This is a genomic window from Pseudomonas sp. EB271-G4-1, from assembly GCF_058791355.1.
The window spans coordinates 45,255-70,657 of sequence record NZ_JBYTEO010000022.1 but is presented as its reverse complement, the minus strand read 5'-3'; the positions used below and the strand labels follow the sequence as shown (position 1 = coordinate 70,657).

The following is a 25,403-nucleotide window of genomic DNA, read 5'->3' as shown; positions in this document are numbered from 1 at the left end:
TCCCCCTATGCATGGAGCCATTCGCGCAGCCGGTTTCAGCCTGATGACGATGTTCGTCAGTTGCGGGGTCGGAGCCCAGGACCCGGATACCCGAATCGGCCAGATCGTCATGGAAGGTGAACTGCCGGCCCATGAATCCATCGCCAAACTCTATGCCGAACTGGATTTCCAGCAAGCCACGCAGAGTTATCTGTGGGCGTTGCCGCTGGTGTCGTACGCGCAATGGCAGGAGGAGTTCCGCGACAAGCTGGGTGCCCGCAGTGGCGACCTGATGGTGCTCGACAGTTACGAAGACAAGCTCGGCGTCATTACCGCCAACGCTACCACGCCCTACATCCTTGGTTTCGTCGATCTCAATGAAACCGGTCCGCTGGTGATCGAGTTGCCCGCCGGACCGACCGCGGGCGGTGTTGGCGATTTCTGGCAACGGGCGATCATCGACATGGGCCAGACCGGCCCGGACAAAGGCAAGGGCGGCAAGTACCTGGTGCTGCCACCGGGCGCCGAGCCACCGGCCGATGCTGGCAAGTATTACCTGGCCAAGTCGCAAACCATGAACGTGCTGGTCGGATTTCGCTTGCTCGATCCCGACCCCGCCAAAGGCAAGGCGCTGATCGAGCAACTCAGGATGTACCCCTACGCCAAGCGAGCCGAGCCTGGCCAGACCAGACTGCTCTCCCCCGGCGGCAAAGCCTGGTCCGGTACCCAGCCACGGGCAATGGCGTACTGGGAGCGCTTGCACCAGATCCTTCAGAAGGAGCCGGTCAATGAACGTGATCGTTTCTACATGGCCATGCTTGCCAGCCTGGGCATCGAGAAGGACAAGCCCTTCAACCCTGATGACCATCAACGCAAGGCCCTGGAACAAGGTGCACAAATCGGCGAGCTGATCGCCAAGGCCAATACCTTCGCCAAGCGTTTTCCCGACGCCCAGTACTGGCCGGACCGCCAGTGGGACAAGGTGTTGAACGTCACCGACCCTTCCCAGCGCTTGGCCTATTACGACCAGTTGTGGGAACGCAGCGCCTGGTTCTACGAGGCGGTAGGCAACTCCAAAGGCATGGTGTCGAAAACCCCGGGGCTGGGCCAGACCTACCTGGGTGCCTATACCGACGCCAAGGGCAACTGGCTCGACGGCGCCAAGCGCTATCGGCTGCACGTCGGCGCCAACCCGCCGGCCAAGCAGTTCTGGTCGATGACCGTGTACGACATCGACAGCCGCTGCCTGATCGACAACCCACAGCGCAAGGCCGACCTGTCGTCGCGCCAGGATCTGAAAATGAACGCTGATGGCTCGGTGGACCTGTATTTCGGCCCCACCGCACCCAAAGATTTTGAAGCTAACTGGGTGCAAACCCTGCCGGGCAAACACTGGTTCAGCTATTTCCGCCTGTATGCCCCGACCCTGCCCTATTTCGACAAGAGCTGGAAACTCGACGACATCACGGCCGTGGAATAACGCCGTGGGTTGATTCAAACAAAACAAGCAAGTGGAGTTGTTGATGGTCAGGGCTTTTGTTGTACGTCCGTTGTTGGCCTTGTGCATGGTCGGCGCCAGCCCGTTGTTGCTGGCGGCTGAAAGGGGTGGCAATGGTTTTTCGATCAACCTGACGTTGGCGTTTCTCTAGGAGCAAGCATGAGCGCACTCACTGACCTCAACGCCCTGCAAGCCAGCATCGCTGAAGCGGTGCTCGGCCAGGACCAGGTGATTCGGCAGATCCTCGTCGGCCTGCTGGCCAACGGGCATTTGTTGCTGGAGAGCCTGCCGGGGCTGGCCAAGACTCGCACCGTGAAGGCGCTGGCCAAGCACCTGGACGCGAAGATGAGCCGCATCCAGTTCACCCCTGATCTACTGCCGTCCGACATCACCGGCGCCGAGGTGCTGCACCAGGTCGAGGGCCGGAACGAGATCCGCTTTCAGCCGGGGCCGCTGTTCGGCAACCTGATCCTGGCCGACGAAATCAACCGCGCCCCGGCCAAGGTCCAGGCCGCGCTGCTCGAAGCCATGGAAGAACGGCAGATCACCGTGGCGGGTAACAGCCACGCGCTGCCGGAGCTGTTCATCGTGGTTGCGACGCAGAACCCGATCGAACAGGAAGGCACTTATCCGTTGCCGGAAGCGCAGATGGACCGTTTCCTGATGAAGGTACTGCTGGATTATCCGAGCGCGGAAAACGAGAGCCAGGTGCTGCGCCTGTTGCGCGAGGAAGAACAGGCCCTCGGCGCCAGGAGCGCAGCGGTGCCAGGCTTTACCCTGGCCCAGGACGTGATCTTCGCCGCACGCCGGGAAGTCAGTGCCGTGCACGTGTCCCCCGCCATCGACCGCTACCTGATCGACCTGATCAACGCCACCCGTCACCCGGCCGACTACGACGCCGACCTCGGGCGCTGGATCGCCCTTGGTGCCAGCCCGCGCGGCGGCATCGGCCTGGACCGTTGTGCCCGCGCCGATGCGTGGTTGCAGGCCCAGGACTTCGTCTCGCCAGACAACGTGCGCGCCGTGGTGCACCCGGTGCTGCGCCATCGCCTGCAGCTGAGTTACGACGCGGTGGCGGACGGCGTAACGGCCGATCAGGTGCTCGACCGCCTGCTCGACAAGGTCGCGATTCCAGCATGACCATTGACGGCCTGGTCTACGTCTCTCTGGCGCAATTGATGGCGCTGGAGTTCAAGGCCCGTGACCTGAGTTTTCTCGCCCGTCAGCCGCAAGGCAGCATCCTCGCCGGCAACCATGCCTCGCGCCTGCGTGGCCGTGGCTTAAACTTCGACGAACTGCGCCGCTATCAGGCGGGGGACGATTTGCGCCACCTCGACTGGCGCGCGTCGCTGCGCACCGGCAAACCGGTGGTGCGCACCTTCACCGAGGAGCGCGACCGTCCGGCGTTGATTCTGGTGGACCAGCGCATGTCGATGTTTTTCGGCTCGCAACGCAGCTTCAAATCCGCGGTGGCCGCTGAACTCGGCGCCCTGGCAGCGTGGATGGTGTTCAACTCAGGGGACCGAGTCGGCGGCCTGGTGTTCAACGACCAGCGCATCGACGCCATAGCCCCCCTGCGCAGCCGCAAGCGAATCGAAGCGCTGTGCAGCCGCATCGCCCAGCAGAATCAGGAACTGAACGCGGCTAATGCGGACGCCGAAGGCGAAGATCAGCTCGACAAGGTCTTGCAGCAATGCCTGGCGCTGGCCGGCCATGATCATTTGATCTGCATCGTCAGCGACTTCTCCGGTGCCGGCGAGCGCACCTTGCAGTTGATGCGACAACTGGCGGCGCACAACGATGTGATCACCATGCAGGTCTACGATCCCTTGGCACTGAACTTGCCGAAAAATGGCCGCCTGTTGATCACCCAAGGCCAGTTGCAGGTTGAGCTGGCGGTGGAACGGCGCCAGGTGCACCAGCCGTTGGGCGATTTCCTGAGCGGTCGCCTCAAGGACGTGGCCACGCTGCTGCGGCGCAGCCAGGTGCCGTTGATGATGTTCAGCACCGCCACCGAGGCACACGAACAACTGCGGGCCGAGCTGGGCAAGCACGCTGGAGCGCGGCGATGAATCCGAATGTCCCGAGCATCGAACAACTCAAGGAGATCGCACTGCCAGCGCCGGTCAGTTACGCGCCGCAGACCTGGGGCTGGTGGTTGTTGCTCGCGGTGTTGGTCGTGGCAATTGTGCTGCTGAGTGCACGGCGTTACTGGCAATGGCGCCGGGACAGTTATCGGCGTGAGGCGTTGCTGCGGCTGGCACAGTTGCAAAAGCGCAGTGATGATCTGAATGCGCTGCGCGAGCTTCCGGAGTTGCTCAAGCGTGTGGCCATTTCCCTACCGACCAGAAACCCTGTGGGAGCTGGCTTGCCAGCGATGGCATCCGCAAGGACAACGCAACATTCAAGGGTCCCATCGCTGGCAAGCCAGCGCCTACAGGACCCCGGCGCGCTTGGGAATGCGGATTGGCAAAACTTCTTGCAGCGGCACAGTAAACACCCCCTCCCCGCCAACTTCAGCCAACAACTGGCGCAACTGGCCTACGCACCTGATGCGGTATTGCGCGCCATGCCGAACGTGCAACGCCAGCAGCTGTTCGACACTTGCAGACACTGGGTGGAATGTCATCATGTGGCAGCTTGATTACCCTTGGCTGTTGCTCCTGCTGCCGCTGCCGTGGATCGGTTATCGCTTCCTACCCGATTACCGTGAGGCGCGCAGCGCCGTGCGCGTGCCGTTTTTCGCCGCCATGAGCCGCGCGGTCGGCCAGGCACCGAGTCAGGCCGGCACGCGCACCAACCATTGGCAATTGCTGCTGAACCTGTTGGTGTGGGCACTGTTTCTGCTGGCGGCGGCCCGGCCGGTGTACGTGGAAAAACCCATCGAACGCCAGCAACCGGTGCGCGACCTGATGCTGGCCATCGACATCTCCCAGTCCATGGAAACCACCGATTTCACCGCCGCCAACGGCGAGAAAATCAATCGACTGGCAGCGGTCAAGGAAGTCGTGCATGGCTTTATCGACAAGCGCAAAGAAGATCGTCTCGGCCTGATCGTGTTCGGCAGTGGCGCTTACCCGCAAGCACCATTGACCCTTGATCACGCCAGTCTTTCGCTGTTGCTGGACGACACCGGCATCGGCATGGCCGGCCCCAACACCGCGATTGGCGATGCCATTGGCTTGAGTCTGAAACTGCTTGATCAGGCCCATGAACAGGAAAAAGTGCTGATCCTGCTCACCGACGGCAACGACACCAGCAGCGCGATCACCCCGGACCACGCAGCGCAAATGGCGGCGGCCAAAGGCGTAGTGATTCACACCATCGGCATTGGCGATCCACATGCCGCTGGTGAGGCCAAGGTCAACTTGCAGGGCTTGCAGCAGATCGCCGACGCCACCGGTGGCAAGTTCTTCCGCGCAGAAGACCGCGACGCGCTGGACCAGGTCTACAGCACCCTCGACACACTCACCCCACATCAAGTGAAAACCCTCAGTCATCAGCCCAAGCGCGACCTGTTCTGGTGGCCGCTCGGGGCCGCGATCGCCTTGCTTGCGCTCTATCACTTGTGCGCCATGCTGCGGCCTCGCTTGTCCATCGCGCGTCAGCGCCAGGAAGCTTGAGATGGACATCAACCTCGGCGACTTCCACTTCCTGCGTCCGCTTTGGCTGTTGCTGCTGCCCTTCGCCGCACTGTTGCCACTGCTGTGGCGCCGCAGCCGCGACTTGCAACGGCGTTTGCGCAGCAACATCGCCGAGCACCTGTTGCAGCACTTGCTGATCACCCCCCGGGACCAGCAACGGCTAAGACCGGTGCATCTGGTCTGCGCGCTTTTGATGCTGGGAGCGGTTGCCGCCGCCGGGCCGACTTGGGAACAGGATCGCCCGGAATTCCTGGAAAACCGTGCGCCGCTGATCATCGCCATTGACCTGTCACCGTCGATGGACGCCAGCGACGTGCAACCCAGCCGGCTCGAAGCGGCCAAGCACAAGCTGCATGACCTGATCCAGCGTCGTTCCGGCGCGCGCAATGCGCTGATCGCCTATGCCGGCAGCGCACACCTGGTACTGCCGCCTACCGACGATCCGGCCCTGCTCGACAGTTTCATTCAGGCCTTGGGCACCGACCTGATCGGCAAACCGGGGAAAAATGTCGGGGGGGTGATCGATCAGGCCAAACGCCTGCTGGCGGCGGAAAAAACCCCAGGCACCCTGTTGCTGATTACCGACGGCGCCGATACCTCGGGCCTGGCGGGCCTGGACCAGCAACTGGCCGACAGCGCGCTGCAGGTGCTGATCCTCGCGGTCGGCAGCGAAGACGGCGGGCTCATCCACAACGCCAACGGCCAGCCACGCACCGACAGCAATGGTCGCCCGGTACTGGGCAGTTTTGATCAGGCAGCACTCAGGCAACTCGCGTCAGCCATGGATGCGCCGCTGGGCAGCCTGACGCTCAATGACGACGACCTGGATTGGATCGAACTGCACGCTCAACAGCATTTCCAGAGTGCCAGTGACGAACAGCGCGAGCTGCACTGGAAGGACGCGGGCTACTGGCTGTGCTGGCCGCTGCTGTTGATCGCGTTTTTCAGTGTGCGCAAGGGCTGGATCCTGAACTGGATGGCCGGTTTCCTACTGCTCATCGGCGTTGGCCTGCAACCTGCTCCGGCGCAGGCGAATGCGCTGGTCGACGCATTTTTCACTCCGGACCAGCAAGGTCGCTGGGCCTTCGAACATGAGCATTTCCCGCAGGCCGCCGCGCATTTCGTCGATCCGTACTGGAAAGGCATCGCCGCCTACAACGCTGCCGATTTCGACCTGGCCCTGGCCAGCTTCGCGCGGCTGCAGACGCCACAGGCCTATTTCTACCTGGGCAACATTTACGTGCGCCGCTTCAAATTCGACGAGGCCATCGCGGCCTACACCCAGGCGTTGAAGTTGCAGCCGCAATTCCCTGAGGCGACGGCCAATCTTGCCTTGGCGATTGCGTTGCAGAAGGACACCGAAAGCGCCGAACAAAATGCTCCCGAAGTCAAACCGGACGAAATCAAGATGGACAAGGCGCCGGGCAAGGGCCAGAGCAAAGCGCTGCAAACCGAACAGGCAGCTTCGGATGAGCTGTGGTTGCAGAACCTGACGACATCGCCAGCCAGGTTCCTGAAGCAGAAATTCAGTTTGCAGGATCAAATGGGGCCAAAGCCATGATCAATGTCCGGAACCGTGTCGCGCCCTTCGCGAGCAGGCTCGCTCCCACAAGGGATCTTTGTACACCACAGATTCCCTGTGGGAGCGAGCCTGCTCGCGAAGACGCCAGATCAATCACCACAAGGTTCGGCGCCTTGCTCCTTTGCATGATCAGCACCACCACCCTCGCCGCCGAACCCGAGCTTCGCGTCCAGGCCAGCCTGCAACCCGCCGATTCCGCCATGGTCGGCAGCCTCATCGAATTGCACCTGGATGTGCTCACCGACACCTGGTTTACCAGCGCACCCACCCTGCCCGACCTGAAGTTGCCGGGTGCACTGGTGTTGCCGCCAGACGGCCACGCCGAACACCTGAACCAGACGCTCGATGGCAAATCCTTCACCGGCATGCGCTACAGCTACTTGATCACACCCAACGTCGCGCGGGCTTTCGATATTGCGCCACTGACAGTACGGGTCACCCCGGGCCAGGCGACGACTGAGCTCAGTGCGCAAAGCCAACCGTTGCACTTCACTGCGACACAACCGCCGGGGTTCGCACCCGCAGAGCCGGTACTGGTGGCACAGGGGCTGCGTTTCACCCAGAACATCATCAAGCCGGCCACTGCGTTGAAAGTCGGCGACAGCCTCACCCGCCAATTGACCCTGCAAGCCGACGGCGCCCTCGCCATGTCGTTGCCGACGCCAGCGCTGGGGGATGTCAGTGGTCTCAGTCGTTACCCGAAAAATCCCCAGGTCAGCACCCTGGACGACGGTCGCGGCCACTTCACGGGTGGTCAGCGCATCGACAGCGTGACTTACCGGATCGACTCCGAAGGCCATCACAGCTTGCCCGCCATCGAATTGAAATGGTGGGACGCAAGCAGCCAGCAGGCCCGCACCGCGCACGTCCCCGCCGTGGACTTCGACGCCGTAGCCAATAGTAGTTATCGGCCGGTGTTCTCCCTCAGCGATGACCTGAAAAAACTCGGCCAGCAAAACCGCCTGCACCTCTCGGGGTACACCTTTGGCCTGCTGGCGCTGCTATTGGGCGTGGCGCTGCTTGTGTGGTTGGCGCGTCCGTTGATTCATCGTGCGCGCCTCGGCTGGCAGGCTCGACGCGCTGCACTTCGCGCAGCCTGGCTTGAATCTGCCGAGTACGCCTGGCGGCAGATCCCGCCACAACTGCAGGGCCAGCCCGCGCAGTTGAGTGCCCTGTACCTGTGGACCCGGCGCCGCCGCAAGGGCTTGAGACTGACCGCTTTCGGCGCACGCCTGCAAGCGTTCCTGCGTGCGTGCTATGGCCGGCAACCGACAAAAGACCAGGCACTGCTCCAACTCAGGCAATCCTTGGCTACGCTGCATAGTCAGGCCGAAAACAATCAAGAATCAGTTGCTAGCGCACTACGACCACTCAACCCCGTTCACGAGAAGGATTTCCCATGACGAGCCCGATAGCGCACCGCCAGTTCCACGGGTTAAAGCTGCTGCTGGCATTGGCCCTGAGCCTGCCAATGCTGGTCCAGGCCGCTGAACCATTGCCGTCATGGAATGACGGCCCGTCGAAAAAGAACATCATCGAATTCGTCCAGGCGGTGACCGATCAAGGTAGCAAGGACTTCGTCAAACCCGAGGACCGTATCGCCGTGTTCGATAACGACGGCACCTTGTGGAGCGAGCAGCCGATGTACTTCGAACTGCTGTTTGCCCTGGAAGAGGTCAAGCGTACGGCGGCGCAGCATCCGGAATGGAAAACCACCCAGCCATTCCAGGCCGTGCTGGAAAACGATCACCAGGCCCTGGCCGCCAGTGGCCTTGAAGGCATGATGAAAATCTTCGGTGCAACCCACACCGGCATGACCACAGAAGCCTTCGACGATTACGCCAAGACCTGGCTGAGCCAGGCACGTCACCCGAAAACCGGCAAGCCGTACACCGAAATGATCTTCCAGCCGATGCTGGAAATGCTTGACTACCTGCGCAGCCAGGACTTCAAGACCTACATCGTTTCCGGTGGCGACACCGGCTTCATGCGCGCCTTCGCCGAAAAGGTCTACGGCATCCCCCCCGAGCAGGTGATCGGCACCACATTCGTCACCTCGTTTGAGTACAAGGATGGCCAGGCGTCGATCCTGCGCACCCCGAAACTGGCGCATAACGACGACGGGCCGGGCAAGCCGGTGAGCATCGACGCCGTGATCGGGCGTCGACCGATTCTCGCGTTCGGCAACTCCGACGGCGACCTGCAAATGCTGCAGTGGACTGCGGCCGGCACCGGCAAACGTTTCATGGGGCTGGTGCATCACACCGACGCCAAGCGTGAATGGGCCTACGACCGCCAATCGCAGATCGGCCGTCTGGACAAGGCCTTGGACGAAGCAAAAGCCCGTGGCTGGACCGTTGTCGACATGGCTGCCGAATGGCGCCGGATCTATCCGTTCGATGCCGCCACACCCGAGCAAGTGCAATAAAAAAGCGTGACGCAGGACCGTAATGAACGTTTGTCGCACCGAGCGACTCAAGCAAAAGGAGCAAGTCGTATGACTGGCATACGCAAGTGGATACCGAAGGCGGCCTTGCTGGCGGCTTCGGTGATGGCGTTCTCGGCCACGGCCGGGGCCGCGGACAAGCCCAACATTCTCGTGATCTTCGGCGACGACATCGGCCAGACCAATATCAGCGCCTATTCTTTCGGCGTGGTCGGCTACAAAACCCCCAATATTGACCGCATCGCCAAGGAAGGCATGATGTTCACCGACTATTACGCGGAGAACAGTTGCACGGCCGGTCGTTCAACCTTCATTACCGGCCAGTCCCCACTGCGCACCGGCCTGTCCAAAGTGGGCATGCCGGGCGTGCCGGTGGGTTTGCAGGCCAGGGACGTGACCATTGCCCAGGTACTCAAGGCCAAGGGCTACGCAACGGGTCAGTTCGGCAAAAACCATTTGGGGGACAAGGACGAGTACCTGCCCACCAATCATGGCTTTGACGAGTTCTTCGGCAACCTCTACCACCTCAACGCCGAAGAAGAACCGGAACGCCCCTACTGGCCGAAGGACGATGCCGAGTTCGTCAAGGCAGCCTCTCCGCGCGGCGTGATCCACAGCTTTGCCGATGGCAAGATCGAAGACACCGGCGCGCTGACCAAAAAACGCATGGAAACCATCGACGACGAAACCACCGCCGCCGCCCAGGCGTTCATCGAGAAACAGGCCAAGGCGGACAAACCGTTCTTTGTCTGGATGAACACCACCCGCATGCATGCCTTCACTCACGTGCGCGAATCCATGCAGGGCCAGAGCGGCATGCCTGGTAACGATTATGCCGACGGCATGCTCGAGCATGACGGCGACGTCGGTAAGTTGCTCAAGACGCTGGATGACCTGAAGATCACTGATAACACCATCGTGGTCTACACCACCGACAACGGCCCAAACCAATGGTCCTGGCCGGATGCGGCGACCACGCCGTTCCGCAACGAGAAGAACTCAAACTGGGAAGGCGCTTTCCGGGTACCGGCGATGATCCGCTGGCCTGGCCATGTCAAACCTGGCGAAGTGTCGACCCAGATGTTTTCCGGGCTGGACTGGTTCCCGACCCTGTTGGCAGCTGTCGGCGATACCGATATCAAGGATCGCCTGCTCAAGGGGGCCGATGTCGGTGGGAAAAACTTCAAGGTGCACCTGGACGGTTACAACCAGCTGGACTACCTGACTGGCAAGACCGACAAGAGTGCGCGTAACGAGTTCTTCTACTTCAGCGATGATGGTCAGTTGGTGAATATGCGGATGGGCGATTGGAAAATCGTTTATTGCGAGCAGCGTGCACCCGGCGGTCTGCAGGTTTGGAGCGAACCCTTTACCTGCCTGCGTGTACCCAAGCTCTTCAACCTGCGAATGGACCCGTACGAGCGGGCCGACGTCGTGTCTGACCAATACTATGATTGGCTGACCAAGAACGACTACTTGCTCATGCAAGCCACCCAGAAGGCCGCGACCTTCTTGCAAACCTTTGTCGATTACCCGCCTAGCCAACGCCCGGCGAGCTTCAGTATCGACCAGATACAAAGTGAGGTTGACAAGAAAATCGCAGAAAAAATGAAAGCTGGTGCCAAGTAAGACCGCTTGACCGCCGCTCGCCTTAACCGGCGGGCGGCGATCGTTCCCACGCTCTGCGTGGGAACGATCAACGTGTGAATTCGAATTCTTTTCAAGGCAACGAACCTATGTCCTCACGTGTCGCCAGTAAGTCGTCGGCCATGCCTGCCCCCCACGTCGCCTCCCCGGCGCTGTTGATCCCCGCCCTGTTGCTGTTCGTCTCCGGTGCCGCGGCGCTGGTGTATCAGGTGCTGTGGATCAAGCAGCTGTCGCTGGTGGTGGGCGTCGAGGTGTACGCCATCACCACCGGGATCAGTGCGTTTTTTGCCGGCCTGGCGTTGGGTGGTTTGTTGTTCGGCCGCTGGGCGGACCGCTTGCGGCAACCGGTCCTGCTGTATGCCGGGCTGGAAGTGCTGGTGGCGGTACTGGGTGTCGGTGCGACCTTCGCCATGAGCCTGGCGGCCAGTCCGTTTGCCTGGCTGGAGCAACAGGTGGGCCTGTTGGCCTGGGTGTTGCCGTTTGCGCTGGTGGGCATCCCGGCGTTGCTGATGGGCGGCACGCTGCCGGTGTTGGTGCGCTCCCTGGCCGCCGATCCACAACAACTGGGCAAGGCCGGTGGTCACCTCTACGCGGCCAACACCGCGGGCGCCATTGCCGGCACTCTGCTCGCCGCCTTCACACTGATTGCCACCCTCGGCGTGCGCGGCTGCGCCCTGGCCGCCGCGATGCTCAATCTGCTGGCTGCAGCAGGTGCCTTGTGGTTTCAGCGCCAGCGTTCGCTGCCCGTTGAAACGCCGGCCAGACATCACGCCGACAAAGCCCCGGACCGCTTGGCCCTGTGGCTGTATTCGATTGCCGGCGGCGTGGCCCTGGGTTACGAAGTGGTCTGGTCGCAATCCATCGTGCAATTCATGAGTACGCGCACTTATGCGTTTGCCGTGGTGTTGGCGACATACCTCACCGGGCTATTTCTGGGGAGCGCCCTGCTCGCCCGTCGGGTTGATCGCCTGCGCGATCCCTGGGGTGTGTTCGGCCTGCTGATCGCCGGTGCCGGCTTGATCGCATTGCTCGAAATCGCCCTGCTCGGGCGGTGGCTGGTGCTCGCGCAAAGCATGGTCGAAGCCTGGGTGCTGTCATGGGGCGCCAGTGAACTGCTCGGCATGAGCGCACGCTTCGCCGTGGCGGCGCTGAGCATCGTGTTTGTACCCACGGTGCTGCTCGGCGCGGCGTTTCCCGTGGCCCTGCGCTTGAGCGTCGGGCGCGACCATGTAGGACGCAACGTCGGTGAGGTGGTGGCGTTCAATACCCTCGGCGGTATCGTCGGGGTGATGCTCTGCGGCTTTGTGCTGATCCCGCTGTTGGGCCTGGTTCGAACCCTGGGACTGCTGGCGATCATTGCTGCGGGTATCGGCTACTTTGCCGTGCGCAAGGGCCACGGCGTGAAAAAGGGACGGCGCCAGGGCGTCATCGCGGTCGGCCTGGTTTCGGTGGCACTGGCCCTGCTGACCCCCGTGGACAAGCTGGCCAGCCTGCTGCCCGGCGCGCGTAACGGCACGTTGGCGTTCTACGAGGAGGGGCGCGGCGGCACTGTCGCCGTGGTCACCCAGGGCAAGGGTCAGAGAGCGTTCCAGCGCTTGTATATCCAGGGTGTGTCCAACACCGGCGACGCCATGCCTTCGCTGCGCTACATGCGGATTCAGGCGCTGCTGCCGCTGTTGATCCACAATGGCGACCCGCGTTCGGCGCTGGTGATCGGTTTCGGCACGGGCATCACCGCGGGCGCCTTGACCCGCTATCCGGGCCTGGAACACCGCGTTGTGGCTGAACTGCTGCCGTCGGTGGTCAAGGCCGCGCCGCTGTTCAAGGGCAACTTCAATGCCGCGGCCGATCCGGGTGTCGACGTGCGCCTGCGCGACGGTCGCCAGGAACTCCTGCGCAATCCCCAGCGCTACGACCTGATCACCCTCGAACCGCCACCGCCCTCAGCGGCCGGCGTGGTCAACCTATACTCCCGGGACTTCTACCAGTTGGCCGCCAGCCGCTTGCAGAACCAGGGCCTGGTCGCCCAGTGGTTGCCTTTGCCCACGCAGAACATCGACGACTCGCGTTCACTGGTGCGCAGCTTTCTCGATGCCTTCCCTTACGCCACGCTGTGGACCAGCGAGTTCCACGAGATGCTGCTGGTGGGGTCGCTTGCGCCAATCGAGCTGGATGCCGCCAGGATCACTCAACGTTTCCAGCAGGACAGTGTGCGCAGCACCTTGCAGGATGTCGGTATCGGCTCGGCTGCCGCCTTGCTCGCGACCTGGGTCACTGATCGCGCCGGCCTGGAACGCTTCGCCGCCGATGCACCGGCGGTGACGGATGATCAGCCGCGCATCGAATACGCGCCGTGGGTGCGGGCCAAGGAAATCAGCCGAGTGCTGCCGGCCCTGCTGGACTTGCACCAACCGCCGGTGCTGGTGAACGCGGATCAAGGGTTCAGCGAGCGAATGAACGCCCATCGGCAACGCCTGATGCAGTTCTACCGGGCGAGCCTGCACGCCTATGACGGAGATCGGGATGCCTGGGCCAGGGATGTACGTGAGGTGATGCGCGGGGATGGCGGGAATCCGTATTACCGCTGGTTTGTCGGGGAGTGATCAGTTGTCTTTCAAACCGCTTTCGCGAGCAGGCTCGCTCCCACAGTGGATTGCGTTCATAAACGAATTTTGTGTACGACACAGACCAAATGTGGGAGCGAGCCTGCTCGCGAAGAGGACATCAGCCCCGACGCAACCATTTGACAGACGCCGGCCATCCGGCAAAGCTGCATCGAGCTTGTACGCGCGCCTGACGGCAAACGCACCTGGACTACGGAAGTCGTAATGCCGAAACATAAAAATAAAGCAGCAAACCCAAACCCTGATGCGCAACCGACCCTGATTCATCGATACCTGTTCCCGGTCACCATCGGCGTCTTGTTGCTGGCGGTCGCGGGCATCGGCTGGTTTCTGCTGCACAGCCAACCCGCTCCGCTGACCTATGCGCCGGTCAACACACCTGTCGCGCAACCCGTCAAGCCGCCGTCGCAACCCGTCGCCGTGGCGCCGGCAACGATGGTCGACGAACAGCAATGCCAAGGCTGCCACAGTGCACAGGTCAAGGACTGGCAAGGTTCCCATCACCAATTGGCGATGCAGGAGGCCAACGCCCAGACCATGCTCGGCGACTTCAACAACGTCACCTTCAAGGCCGAAAACGAAACCACCCGGTTTTCGCGCAAGGATGACGGATTCTGGGTCAACACGCCGGGCATCGACGGCAAGAACGCCGACTTCAAGGTCGCCTACACCTTTGGTATCGCACCCTTGCAGCAATACCTGATCGAGGTCGGCGAAGGTCGCTTGCAAGCCCTCGGCATCGCTTGGGATACCGAGAAGCATCGCTGGTTTCATCTCTATCCAGGCCAGGGTGTGACCTTCAAGGACCCGCTGCATTGGAGCAAGCCGAGCCAGAACGCCAATTTCATGTGCGTCGAGTGCCATACCACCGGCTACAAGCGCAATTTCGATGCCGCGAAAAACACCTTCGACAGCCAGTGGAACAGCCTTGGCGTCGGCTGCCAGGCCTGCCACGGCCCGGCCTCCAATCATCTGCAATGGACGGCGAAAAAAGGCGATCTGATCCACTCGGGTTTCGCCGTCGACCTCAAGGACAAGAACGCGACCGTCGAGATTGAAACCTGTGCCCGCTGTCACTCGCGTCGTGCGCCACTGGGCGACGGTTTTACCGTTGGCAAGCGCCTGATGGACGACTACCTGCCAAGCGCCCTGACCCGTGAACTGTATGCCCTTGACGGCAAAATCAAGGATGAAGTGTTCGAACACGGCTCGTTCGCCCAGAGCAAAATGTTCGACAAGGGCGTGCGCTGCAGCAACTGCCACAACCCCCACAGCACCGAACTCAAGGCGCCGGGCAATGGCGTTTGCCTGCAATGCCACAACACGGCTGGCAAGACCTCCGTCGAAGGTGTCGATGGCAAAGGCCTGCAAGCGAAGAACTACGACTCCATCGAACACACCCGTCACACCATGGGCCAACCAGGTTCGCAGTGCATCGATTGCCATATGCCCGGCAAGTTTTATATGGGCAATGACTTTCGGCACGACCACAGTTTCAGCATCCCCAACCCCGAGCGGGCGAAAAAACTCGGTACGCCGGACGCCTGCCTGACTTGTCACCAGGGCAAGGCCGGTGACAAGGTCACCGAGCAGTTCAAACTCTGGAACACCTCCACCGCCGCGCAGGCTCCGCGTTACGACGAAAGCCTGTGGCTGATCCGCAATGGCCAGCCTGGCGCCGCACAAGCCCTGTACGAGCAGCTGCAACGCAGCAACCTGCCCGCGATTCAACGGGCGACACTGCTCGCCGAATTACCGCTGTACCCCAGCGAACAGGCGCTGAAACTGGCCACCCGGGACTTGAGCAACCCGGCGCCGCAAGTGCGTGAAAGCGCCGTACGGGCGATCAGCGCTTTCTTGCCACCGCCGGAGCGTGCGCCGCTGTTGACACCGTTGCTGAGCGATCCGGTGAAGGCTGTACGCATTGCCGCGGCCCGGGATTTGCTCAGCGTGGCACGCAATGGCCTGGGCGCGGCCCAAGACAAATGGAACGCGGCCATCACCGAATATGAGAACGTGCAAAAAAGCCTGGCCGAACGCGCCGAAGCCAACCTCAACCTGGCCATGCTGTATCAGGCCAGCGGTCGCAGTGGCGAAGTCGAAGGCTTGCTGCGCACTTCACTCAAGCGCGACCCGGACTTTTATCCGGCGCTGGTGACACTGGTGCAATGGCTGGAAGCCAATGGTCGCGGCCAGGAAGCCCAAGCGCTGCTGGCGCAAAGCCTCAAGGCACACCCCGACGCCGCTCTGCTGCAACACACCCAGGGCCTGGCGCTGGTGCGTGCCGGCCAACCCGCACAGGCCATGCCCTTCCTGCGCAGGGCCGCACAACTGGAACCGCAGAGCGGACAATACGGCTATGTGCTGGCGGTGGCCCTGCATGACAGCGGCGAGATCGATGCCGCGTGCGAAGAACTGGAAAGGCTGTTGAAAGTGCAGCCAGCCGACCGAAATGCGCGGTTGTCGCTGATCCAGTACTACCTCGATAACGGCCAGGAACCGAAGGCCCAGGTGCTGTTGCAGGGCTGGAAGAAAATGAACATGGGGGATCCGGCGTTGAAGTGATCGGGGGCTGATCCAATGGCCCCTTCGCGAGCAAGCCCGCTCCCACATTGGATCTGTGTGGGTCACAGATTTTGTGAATGCCAAGGATCAAATGTGGGAGCGGGCTTGCTCGCGAAAGCGTCAGCCCCGCCAATGCTTAATTTACGTCAACGCCGCCGAAACAACGGTCGCGGCTCAATCACCGAGCGCCCATACAACACGCTCATCCCCGCCAGCCCCTTGAGCGCATCCTCGGCGGATTTGTCTTCACGCACCGCAAAGCTGTCGAACCCACATTGGCGCATATGACTGAGCTGATCACGCAACACATCACCCACGGCGCGCAACTCACCGTTCCAGCCCAATCGCGTGCGCAGCAAATAGGCCTGGCTATAGGCCCGACCGTCGCGAAAACTCGGGAAATCCAGGGCAATCAACCGCAACTGGCCAAACCACAGCTCAAGGCCTTCCACCTCATCATCAGGTCCCAGCCAGATTGCGTTTTGCTGCGGATTTTCCAGCCAGCGGGCCAGCGGCAAAATCACCTGGCCCTCAGGCAACGGCGCCTCAAGATCCCGAACCAGCGTCCAGGGATCATCCTCGACAATCCGTGCCCCGCCCTCTTGCAAACACAACAGATTGTTCATGCCGACACCTCCAGCGCTGACGGATAAACCGCCTCTTTGAACGGCTCCAGGCCGATGCGCTGCAAGGTATCGACAAACAGCTCCTCGCTTTCGCGGTAACGCACGAACGTGTCGACGATCTGTTCGACTACCGCAGGCACTTGCGCAGCGCTGAACGACGGGCCGATGGCCTTGCCCAACGCGCTGTTCTTGCCCTGGGCGCCACCGAGGGTGATCTGGTACCACTCGCTGCCGTTCTTATCGACACCCAGAATGCCGATGTTGCCGATGTGGTGATGACCGCAGGCGTTCATGCAGCCGGAGATGTTGAGGCTGATGTCGCCCAGGTCATGCAGGTAATCGAGGTCTTCGAAGCGCGCTTGAATGGCTTGGGCGATGGGGATCGACTTGGCGTTGGCCAGTGCACAGAAATCCCCCCCGGGGCAGGCGATGATGTCGGTGAGCAAACCGACGTTGGCGCAGCCGAGGTTGTGTTCGCACGCCAGGCGCCAGAGCGAGAACAAGTCGGCTTTTGGCACGTCCGGCAGCACGATGTTTTGCTCATGGGCGATGCGAATCTCGCCAAAACCGAAATGCTCGGACCACTGCGCCACCGCCTCCATTTGCGTGGCCGTGACATCCCCCGGCGGTGCGCTGCCGCCCGGCTTGGTCGACAGCACCACGCTGGCATACCCCGGTACCTTGTGTGCCTGTACATTGCGCAGCACCCAACGGGCGAACGCCGGGTCCTGGGCCAGCTGCGTGCCGAATTCAAGGCTGGTATCCGCCAGTTCGCGATATCGCGGCGCAACGAAGGCACTGGCCACGCGCTCGAACTCATCAAGGGTCAGTTGTGCCGGACCATCCTTGATATGCGTCCACTCTTCCTCGACTTCCCTGGCGAACGCTTCGATGCCCAGGGCTTTTACCAGAATCTTGATCCGCGCCTTGTACTTGTTGTCCCGCCGGCCATGGCGGTTATACACCCGCAGCACCGCCTCGACGTAGGACAGCAGGTGCTGCCACGGCAAGCCTTGGCGAATCTGCAAGCCAAGGATCGGCGTGCGCCCAAGGCCGCCGCCAACAATGACCCGCAGCAGCATTTGCCCGTCGTCACCGGGATAAAGATAGAGGCCGATGTCGTGCATCATGATTGCCGCGCGATCCTGCTCAGCCGAGCAGATGGCGATCTTGAACTTTCGTGGCAGGTAGAGGAATTCCGGGTTGATGGTCGACCATTGCCGCAGGATTTCCGCCAGCGGCCGCGGGTCGATCATTTCATCGGCCGCAACCCCGGCAAAGGCTTCGGTGGTGATGTTGCGCACGCAGTTGCCGGACGTCTGGATGGCGTGCATGTTGACCTGGGCCAGGCGTTCGAGGATGTCCGGCACCTGGGCCAGTTCGATCCAGTTGAACTGCATGTTCTGGCGCGTCGTGAAGTGGCCGTAGCCGCGATCGTAATCCCGGGCGATGCTCGCCAGCGTGCGCATCTGCCGGGCACTCAGGGTGCCGTAGGGAATGGCGACGCGCAGCATGTAGGCGTGTTTTTGCATGTACAGGCCGTTTTGCAGGCGCAACGGCAGGAACTCTTCCTCGCTCAGTTCGCCCGCCATGAAGCGTTCGACCTGATCGCGAAACTGCGCAACCCGCTCGAACACCAGTGCCCGGTCATAGTCGTCGTACTGATACATCTGGCTACCTCATCAGGAGTGATCGGGCTCTGTTGCCAATGCCTGGCGCGACCCTTGTGGGAGCGAGCCTGCTCGCGAAGGCGGAGTACCAGGCGACATCGATATTGAATGTGCCGGACGCTTCGCGAGCAGGCTCGCTCCCACAGGTTGGGCGGCATTAACTGCGGCTCGTTTCGAGGCAATGACTATGGACCCGTGCCGGTTTTCATTACAGATTCAGCTATTCATGAAAAAACCGTATCAGAATTAGAGGCGTCCAATTTGACTCGCTGCAGATCTGATCCGCATAAATCAGTTTTTCCTGAGTCTGTTTTGTTTTGGCCACGGTTTTTACAGTGCACGTCATTGCAACCGTGGAAGCATTGAGCATGAGCACAACAACTATCGGACAGGCTTATAACTACAAGGTCGTCCGCCAATTCATCGTGGCAACCGTGATCTGGGGCATCGTGGGGATGGCGATGGGCGTCTGGATCGCGTCGCAACTGGTGTGGCCGCAGTTGAACCTGGACCTGCCGTGGACCACTTTCGGGCGCCTGCGCCCGCTGCACACCAGCCTGGTGATTTTCGGATTTGCCGGCAGCGCGCAGTTCGCCGCCAGTTATTACGCGGTGCAGCGTACCTGCCAGGTGCGACTGTTCTCGGACAAGCTCGCAGCCTTCACGTTCTGGGGCTGGCAATCGGTCATCGTCGTGATGCTCATCACGTTGCCGCTGGGCTACACCACCACCAAGGAATACGCCGAGATCGAGTTCTCCGGCGCGGTGTGGATGACCCTGGTATGGGTGGCCTACGCCATCGTGTTCTTCACCACTGTGGTGCAGCGCAAGACCCGGCACATCTATGTCGGCAACTGGTTCTTCGGCGCGTTCATCGTGGTGATTACGATGCTGCACGTGGTCAACCACTTGGCGATTCCGGTGGACTGGTTCAAATCCTATCCGGTGTATTCGGGGGCAACCGACGCCATGGTCCAGTGGTGGTACGGGCACAACGCCGTGGGCTTTTTCCTGACCACCGGTTTCCTTGGGATGATGTACTACTTCGTGCCCAAGCAAGCGAACCGGCCGGTGTATTCCTATCGTTTGTCGATCGTGCACTTCTGGGCGCTGATCACTTTGTACATCTGGGCAGGTCCGCACCATTTGCACTACACCGCCTTGCCGGACTGGGCGCAGTCACTGGGCATGGCCATGTCGCTGATCCTGTTGGCACCGAGCTGGGGCGGAATGATCAACGGCATGATGACCCTTTCGGGCGCCTGGCATAAGTTGCGCACCGACCCGATCCTGCGTTTCCTGGTGCTGTCCCTGGCCTTCTACGGCATGTCGACCTTCGAAGGGCCGATGATGGCGATCAAGACGGTCAACGCCCTCTCCCACTACACCGACTGGACCATTGGCCACGTGCACGCCGGGGCCCTCGGCTGGGTGGCGATGATCACCTTCGGCGCGACTTACCACATGGTGCCGAAGGTCTTCGGTCGCGCACAGATGTTCAGCACTCCGCTGATCAACCTGCACTTCTGGCTCGCCACTATCGGCACCGTGCTGTACATCGCCTCGATGTGGGTCAACGGCATCACCCAAGGCCTGATGTGGCGTGCGATCAACGATGACGGCACGCTGACCTACTCCTTCGTCGAAGCCTTGCAGGCCAGCCATCCGGGGTTCGTGGTGCGCTTTGCCGGTGGCGTGTTGTTCCTCACGGGCATGCTGGTGATGGCTTACAACGTGTGGCGTACCGTACGGGTGTCCGAAGTGGCGATGGCGGAAAGTGAGGCGCAGATAGCCTGATGACTGAAGTCCTGTTGAATATCCTGGGGGTGGTGTTCCTGTGGTGCACCATCGAATACTGCTTGCGCCATCAGACCGCCGAAAGCCTGGACGATGCCAGCCTGGTGCCGTTTGCCGATGACCCGGAAGTCGCCCGGCGAGTGGAGGCCGCTACCGGCAAGCGGATAAACGCGGTCGCGCCGCAAGAGCCAAAGCCGGGTTGGGGCAAAATCGAAATCTGACCTACAACCCATTCATTGTGGGAGCGAGCCCGCTCGCGAAGACGGGCTGACAGTCGACATCGATATTGACTGATTCATCGCTTTCGCGAGCAGGCTCGCTCCCACAGGGGGATTCACAGTGTCGCGAAAACTCAGCCGCGTTCGCGCGGAATCAGGCTCTGCAACTGCTGCGCCAGGAAATCCGCATCGAAGACAAAGGTATCCGGATCTTTAAGACCATTGGTCTTGCGCCACTGCCAGCCATTGGACGATGGCATGCACACCAGTGAAACACTGCCGTAGCGCGCAGCGGTAAAGCCCATCACTGCCAGGGAAATCTGCCCACCGGCACCCATCACATCCGGCACGAACTCCACCGGTTTGCCGGCGATCGTAATGCTCAGCTTTTCAGTCTTGAAGGTAGACGTCTCCACCGGAACACTCGGCCCGGACGCGACATACGCTTCGCGGCTCACCTCCAGCAGATTCGGTGCCAGAACCGGCTCCAGCCACTGCTGGATCTGATCGAACAACTCCCCAATGCGCTTGGCCCACTCGGCCGATTGTGTCTCGAACAGCTGCTTTTTGTGCGCTTCGCTGTCTGCGTAGTGACGAAGCATCTCGCCCAGTTGCCGTACGTCGTCCATTGCGGTGTTCCTTTGATTGAAGCGGTGCTGCGGACATTGAGCATGGCAGATGCGCGCCGCCGGCGTACGACTAAAAGCGCGAGTGGTATGGATCAATCGCACTTGGGCATGCGGCGCAAGCGCGCCATGCTCAAGGTATCGACGTAGACGCCATCGCGCACCGCATAGTCGCGAAACAGCCCTTCGGTCTCGAAACCGAACTTGCGGTACAGGCTGATGGCGGCTTCGTTGTCGGCATACACGCTCAGTTCGACCCGTCGCAGGTTCATCCAGTTGTCAGCAATATCCAGCACCGCCGCCAACAGTTTCGAACCCACGCCCTTGCCCTGCCATTGGGAAGCAACGCCCATGCCGAAGCTGCCTGCGTGGCTGCGGCGGATGCGTGGAAACTGTTCCAGGGTAATGCTACCGATAACCGTCCCTTGATGCAGGGCCACCAATTGCACGACCCGCTCATTGTCCGTCTCCACGCGTTTTTGCCAAGTCTCGGAGGATGGAAACGGCATTTGCAGCGTCTGACGGGCGACGACCGGTTCGTGGTAAAGCGCGGTGATGCCCGGGACGTGGGAATGATTGAGGCGTTCGAGGGTTATGACAGCGTCGGTGCCGGTCATGGGTGATTCATCCTTGATAGAGACATGGCCGTTCACTCTACAACGCATCCAACATGGAAAAACACCCTGTAGGAGCGAGCATGCTCGCGATGGTCGTCAACGATGACGCGGGATACCTGATGCCCCGCGGCGCTCCCAGGTTTTTCGTCGGAACGCCGCCCGGAGCATGCTCGCTCCTACAGGAACCATTCCCGCCGCTCTTCGAAGGTGCCGAGGATCAACTCGACAATCGTCTGCACCTGCGCATCGCCCTCGGCCTCGGCATTCACCGCCAGCCACACCTGGCGCTGCATCGGCTGGCTGAACAACCCCGGCAAACCGATCAAGCCACGGTCGAAATAGCTCATGTAGGCAGGCAACAGGCCGATGCAGGCGCTGCAACGGACCATCTCCAGCATCAGTGGATAGGAATGCGACTGCACGACCCCGGCCAGGCGCTGGTCGACCAGGTCGTTCCAGGACCGAAAACTGTCGATCTGTCGATCATGCTGCCATTGCACCAGCATGAAATCGGCCAGGTCATCGAGACCGGCCGGCCGCGCGGCGACTCGTGAATAGCGTTTGGCGATGTGCGGTAGATAGTCGAGCCGCGCCAGGCATCTGGGCTCGTTGACGGCAAAACTCGGTCCCGGCGTTGGCGAGCCGATGCCTGTCATCCATACCACGACATCGGCACTGACCGCCTGCAGGGACAATTCGCTGTCGAGGGTAATGATGTCCAGGCGCGCGCTGGCATTGCGTCGCAGCAACGCCACCAGATCGCGACCGAGGATGTCGTGCAGGATCGTCTCGGCCACCGCCAGGCGCACCACAGGTTGCTCGAGCACCGGCAGGTCGCGTTCATGCGCCAGGGCGGTCAGCTGCTTGTGCAGTTGCAGGCCGTCACGACTGAGTACCAGGCCATTCTCCGATGGGCTGAACAGCGAACACCGCAGCTGTTTTTCAAGCTGTGCCAAATGCTTGCGCAACCGGGTTGCCTTGATGTTGAGGCGCCGCGATGCCTGCATGAAGCAGCCGCACCGGGCGATCACGCTGAAGCACTGCGCGAGCAGCGGATCGATCTGCGCCGCGCGGGTGCGCCAGGAGGCGGTCGTATCGAGGTGTGTGGGATATTGCGCTACACGCTGGTCGCCCCGGGTTTCCATGAATGACATCGATGACTCCCTGTCGATCTTTCACTGGGAGCACCATCCTGCGCAAGGTACATGAACGACGTGTGACAGCCTTTCAGGCGCTGGGGGTCTGGCGAAAACTCACGGCCAGTCGATTCCAGCTGTTGATGGTGGTGACAGCGATGGTCAGGTCCACCAGTTCACCTTCGCTGAACTGAGTCCGCGCCTGCTCGTAGACGGCGTCCGGCACATGGCTCTCGCAAAGTAGTGTCACCGCCTCCGTCCAGGCCAGGGCGGCGCGTTCGCGTGGGTTGAAGAAGTTACTGTCGCGCCAGACCACGATGGAGTACAGGCGGCGGTCGGTTTCGCCCAGGCGCCGGGCGTCTACCGAGTGCATGTCAGTGCAGAACGCACAGCCATTGATCTGCGAAGCACGGATCTTGATCAGGTGCAGCAGCGCCGGCTCGATACTCAGGTTGCTGGTCAGGGCTTCCATGGCGATCAGTGCTTTCATCGCCTTGGGCGAGGCGCTGTAATAATCCAGGCGGAGGGTCATGGCGTGACCTCATATGGCGTCGATATGCCGCCAAGGTAGACGTTGTTAACGCTGCGTTACATATCCAATTGCGCGAAATTTCCGTGGACCACCTGGGCCCAGACCAATTGGCGGTTTTTACGCCACGCAACTACTGCATAAACGCCAGTTGAGGGTAATCTGGCGTAACGCACACGCGCCTCAATCGCCATGGAGCCTTGCCTGTATGGAACTACACGTTGTCATTAACGGACGCAAGGACCTGGCGGGCCAGTTGTACACGCAACTGCGCAGCGCCATCGAATCGGGTCGCCTGGCCGCCGGGACGCAACTGCCTCCCAGCCGCCTGCTGGCCGAACAACTGGGCATTTCGCGCAAAACCATTTCTGATACCTATGCCCAGCTGACCTATGAAAACTTCCTCACCGGGGTGATCGGCAAAGGCACCTACGTCAACGCCCGCGTATCCAAAATCGAGCGCAAACAAAGCCATAAAGAGCTGGCCGGCTTCGAGGTGATCGAATCCTGGCGTAGCCTGCCGGTGTTCCTGCGTCATCCGACGCTCGAAGGCTCGCTGCGCTACGACTTCATTGGCGGCGCCACCAGCAAGGGCCAGTTTCCCCAGGATGACTGGCGACGCTGCACGTCCCACGCCTTGCGCCAGATCGCCGCGTCCAAGGGCTTCTACAGCCTGCCCGAAGGCCTGCCGGCGCTGCGCAATGCCATCGCGCAGCACATCGCCTTTTCTCGCGGGGTCAATTGCCAGGACGAGGACGTGGTGGTGTGCAATGGCGCGCAACAGGCGCTGGATCTGATTGCCCGGGTGCTGATACGAGCGGGCAGCATCGTCGCCATGGAAGATCCCGGTTATCCGCCGGCGCGCCTGTTGTTCGGCACCCATGGCGCCACGGTGATTGGCGTGCCGGTGGACGCCGAAGGGATTGTCGTGGAGAAAATCCCCCTCGGTACGCGGCTGATCTACGTCACCCCGTCGCACCAGTTCCCGCTGGGCATGCCCATGAGCCAGGAGCGCCGCGCTGCACTGCTGGCTCGCGCCCATGAACTGGGGGCGATCATCATCGAAGACGACTACGACAGCGAGTTCCGCTACGAAGGCCGCCCCACGGACTCGCTGCAAAGCATGGACGAGCGCGGGATCGTCGCCTATGTGGGGACCTTCTCGAAAACACTTTTGCCAGAACTGCGCCTGGGTTACGCGATCCTGCCGCCGGCGATTCTCGAGGCGGTGGTGCGCGCCAAGCAACTCACCGACCTGCACACCTCCACCCTGCCCCAGTGGGCGCTGGCCAAATTCATCGCCGAAGGCTGCCTGCTCAAGCACATTCGTCGCTGCCATACGATCTACGCGGGCAGGCGTGAGCGGATCCTGGCGCGCATGGCCGGTGATCTCGCACCCTGGCTTGAAGCGGTGCCGACCGCAGCGGGCTTTCACATGGTGGTGCTGTGCAAGGTAGCGATCGACGTGCCACTGGTGATCGAGCTGGCGAAAAAGGTTGAAGTCGGGCTCTATGCCATTGACAGTTTTTTCTACCAGCAGGCGCCCCAGGCGGGGTTTTTCCTGGGTTTTGGCGCTATCGAGACCCTGGACATCGACATCGCCCTGGACCGTCTCAGGGACATTTTGCAGCAGGTTGCCTGATGGATTGGTCTGCGTTTTTATCCCGCGATTGGCTATTGGTGGTCCGGAGGTGCAGGCCTATCCTGCATAGGCGTTATCCCTCAATGAGGAGTGTGAGCCAATGTCCTACAAAGTGATCAATACCGTACAGGTGCAGGCCGTTGCCGGTCGCTCGGAAGAACTGGGTCAGAAATTGCAAAAGATTGTCGATACCCTGCGCGAACTACCGGGCTGTGAATCCTATATGGTCGACCGCTGCCCTGAGGACAGTAATCGCTGGACTGTCAGCGCCCACTGGCAATCGGAATCGGCAATGCAATCGCATTTCAACAACCCCCAGGTGCAAGGCTTCATTGACCTGATCGATTGTCAGCTGGCCAACGCCGTCGACTTCAACAGCTTTCCGATCAGATAAGACACGGTTAAAGATCGCAGTCCTTGGCCGCGTTTGCAGAGTATGGGTACCTCTGCAAACGTTCCGGGGACTGCGATCTTTTTCATTCCAGCGCCGCACATTGGTCCCCTGGCCTTCGGTAAAATTGGCTGTTTGTTTATCGCCCCTGGCGCAATAGATTGGTC

General features: G+C 61.2%; 22 protein-coding genes. 16 read left to right on the top strand and 6 right to left on the bottom strand.

Annotated features, from left to right (window positions below):
* Positions 1-7: 7 nt before the first annotated feature.
* The 12 genes from AC3WWR_RS13220 to AC3WWR_RS13165 all read left to right on the top strand — a co-directional run bounded on the left by AC3WWR_RS13220 (position 8) and on the right by AC3WWR_RS13165 (position 15,985).
* Positions 8-1,459 (top strand): DUF1254 domain-containing protein, encoded by a 1,452-nt coding sequence (locus tag AC3WWR_RS13220; protein WP_033042863.1) that lies wholly within the window; start codon positions 8-10, stop codon positions 1,457-1,459.
* Positions 1,460-1,502: 43 nt separating this feature from the next.
* Positions 1,503-1,628, top strand: a complete 126-nt coding sequence (locus tag AC3WWR_RS13215; RefSeq protein WP_020800091.1) for a hypothetical protein — start codon at positions 1,503-1,505, stop codon at positions 1,626-1,628.
* Between the two features lie 8 nt (positions 1,629-1,636).
* Entirely contained in the window at positions 1,637-2,617 is a 981-nt protein-coding gene (locus tag AC3WWR_RS13210) for an AAA family ATPase (protein ID WP_020800090.1), read from the top strand.
* Positions 2,614-3,549, top strand: coding sequence for a DUF58 domain-containing protein (locus AC3WWR_RS13205; RefSeq protein ID WP_492598781.1), 936 nt, complete (start codon positions 2,614-2,616; stop codon positions 3,547-3,549). Before AC3WWR_RS13210 ends, AC3WWR_RS13205 begins: the two co-directional genes overlap by 4 nt.
* The gene (locus tag AC3WWR_RS13200) at positions 3,546-4,121 is read left to right on the top strand and encodes a DUF4381 domain-containing protein (RefSeq protein WP_033042866.1); all 576 of its coding nucleotides are present in this window, start codon (positions 3,546-3,548) and stop codon (positions 4,119-4,121) included. Before AC3WWR_RS13205 ends, AC3WWR_RS13200 begins: the two co-directional genes overlap by 4 nt.
* The gene (locus AC3WWR_RS13195) at positions 4,108-5,100 is read left to right on the top strand and encodes a vWA domain-containing protein (RefSeq protein ID WP_033042868.1); all 993 of its coding nucleotides are present in this window, start codon (positions 4,108-4,110) and stop codon (positions 5,098-5,100) included. The genes AC3WWR_RS13200 and AC3WWR_RS13195 overlap by 14 nt, the downstream gene beginning before the upstream one ends.
* A gap of 1 nt (position 5,101) precedes the next feature.
* Positions 5,102-6,682 (top strand): VWA domain-containing protein, encoded by a 1,581-nt coding sequence (locus AC3WWR_RS13190; RefSeq protein WP_492598780.1) that lies wholly within the window; start codon positions 5,102-5,104, stop codon positions 6,680-6,682.
* On the top strand, positions 6,679-8,106 hold the full coding sequence (locus AC3WWR_RS13185) for a hypothetical protein (protein ID WP_454865815.1): 1,428 nt from the start codon (positions 6,679-6,681) through the stop codon (positions 8,104-8,106). The genes AC3WWR_RS13190 and AC3WWR_RS13185 overlap by 4 nt, the downstream gene beginning before the upstream one ends.
* A complete protein-coding gene (locus tag AC3WWR_RS13180; protein WP_151142349.1) occupies positions 8,103-9,131 on the top strand; it encodes an HAD family hydrolase in 1,029 nt (342 codons plus the stop codon). Before AC3WWR_RS13185 ends, AC3WWR_RS13180 begins: the two co-directional genes overlap by 4 nt.
* Positions 9,132-9,200: 69 nt before the next feature.
* Positions 9,201-10,778 carry an arylsulfatase gene (locus AC3WWR_RS13175; RefSeq protein ID WP_020800765.1) on the top strand — a complete coding sequence of 526 codons (1,578 nt, stop codon included), beginning with the start codon at positions 9,201-9,203 and terminating at the stop codon, positions 10,776-10,778.
* 107 nt (positions 10,779-10,885) lie between these two features.
* Complete coding sequence (locus AC3WWR_RS13170) at positions 10,886-13,399, top strand: spermidine synthase (protein WP_492598779.1); 2,514 nt, start codon at positions 10,886-10,888, stop codon at positions 13,397-13,399.
* A 225-nt stretch (positions 13,400-13,624) separates the two neighbouring features.
* A complete protein-coding gene (locus tag AC3WWR_RS13165) occupies positions 13,625-15,985 on the top strand; it encodes a tetratricopeptide repeat protein (protein WP_492598778.1) in 2,361 nt (786 codons plus the stop codon).
* A 146-nt stretch (positions 15,986-16,131) separates the two neighbouring features.
* Here AC3WWR_RS13165 and AC3WWR_RS13160 read toward each other — a convergent pair whose 3' ends face one another.
* Positions 16,132-16,611, bottom strand: a complete 480-nt coding sequence (locus AC3WWR_RS13160; RefSeq protein WP_492598777.1) for a DUF934 domain-containing protein — start codon at positions 16,609-16,611, stop codon at positions 16,132-16,134.
* Entirely contained in the window at positions 16,608-18,281 is a 1,674-nt protein-coding gene (locus tag AC3WWR_RS13155) for a nitrite/sulfite reductase (RefSeq protein WP_083348985.1), read from the bottom strand. The genes AC3WWR_RS13160 and AC3WWR_RS13155 overlap by 4 nt, the downstream gene beginning before the upstream one ends.
* Positions 18,282-18,649: 368 nt before the next feature.
* Here AC3WWR_RS13155 and ccoN point away from each other — a divergent pair, with 368 nt between their 5' ends.
* Positions 18,650-20,077 (top strand): cytochrome-c oxidase, cbb3-type subunit I, encoded by a 1,428-nt coding sequence (gene ccoN, locus AC3WWR_RS13150; protein WP_083348984.1) that lies wholly within the window; start codon positions 18,650-18,652, stop codon positions 20,075-20,077.
* Positions 20,077-20,298, top strand: coding sequence for a hypothetical protein (locus AC3WWR_RS13145; RefSeq protein ID WP_033044717.1), 222 nt, complete (start codon positions 20,077-20,079; stop codon positions 20,296-20,298). The genes ccoN and AC3WWR_RS13145 overlap by 1 nt, the downstream gene beginning before the upstream one ends.
* Before the next feature lie 131 nt (positions 20,299-20,429).
* Here AC3WWR_RS13145 and AC3WWR_RS13140 read toward each other — a convergent pair whose 3' ends face one another.
* The 4 genes from AC3WWR_RS13140 to AC3WWR_RS13125 all read right to left on the bottom strand — a co-directional run bounded on the left by AC3WWR_RS13140 (position 20,430) and on the right by AC3WWR_RS13125 (position 23,206).
* Positions 20,430-20,924, bottom strand: coding sequence for a hypothetical protein (locus tag AC3WWR_RS13140; RefSeq protein WP_033044738.1), 495 nt, complete (start codon positions 20,922-20,924; stop codon positions 20,430-20,432).
* Positions 20,925-21,016: 92 nt separating this feature from the next.
* A complete protein-coding gene (locus AC3WWR_RS13135) occupies positions 21,017-21,538 on the bottom strand; it encodes a GNAT family N-acetyltransferase (RefSeq protein WP_020800753.1) in 522 nt (173 codons plus the stop codon).
* 176 nt (positions 21,539-21,714) lie between these two features.
* Positions 21,715-22,692 carry a LysR family transcriptional regulator gene (locus AC3WWR_RS13130; RefSeq protein WP_033044964.1) on the bottom strand — a complete coding sequence of 326 codons (978 nt, stop codon included), beginning with the start codon at positions 22,690-22,692 and terminating at the stop codon, positions 21,715-21,717.
* Between the two features lie 73 nt (positions 22,693-22,765).
* The gene (locus tag AC3WWR_RS13125) at positions 22,766-23,206 is read right to left on the bottom strand and encodes a carboxymuconolactone decarboxylase family protein (RefSeq protein WP_033044963.1); all 441 of its coding nucleotides are present in this window, start codon (positions 23,204-23,206) and stop codon (positions 22,766-22,768) included.
* Positions 23,207-23,411: 205 nt separating this feature from the next.
* On the opposite strand from AC3WWR_RS13125, the gene pdxR reads away from it, so the two are divergent.
* The gene (gene pdxR, locus AC3WWR_RS13120; protein WP_033044962.1) at positions 23,412-24,845 is read left to right on the top strand and encodes a MocR-like pyridoxine biosynthesis transcription factor PdxR; all 1,434 of its coding nucleotides are present in this window, start codon (positions 23,412-23,414) and stop codon (positions 24,843-24,845) included.
* A 100-nt stretch (positions 24,846-24,945) separates the two neighbouring features.
* Positions 24,946-25,239 carry an antibiotic biosynthesis monooxygenase family protein gene (locus tag AC3WWR_RS13115; RefSeq protein WP_020800790.1) on the top strand — a complete coding sequence of 98 codons (294 nt, stop codon included), beginning with the start codon at positions 24,946-24,948 and terminating at the stop codon, positions 25,237-25,239.
* The last annotated feature ends 164 nt before the right edge of the window (positions 25,240-25,403 follow it).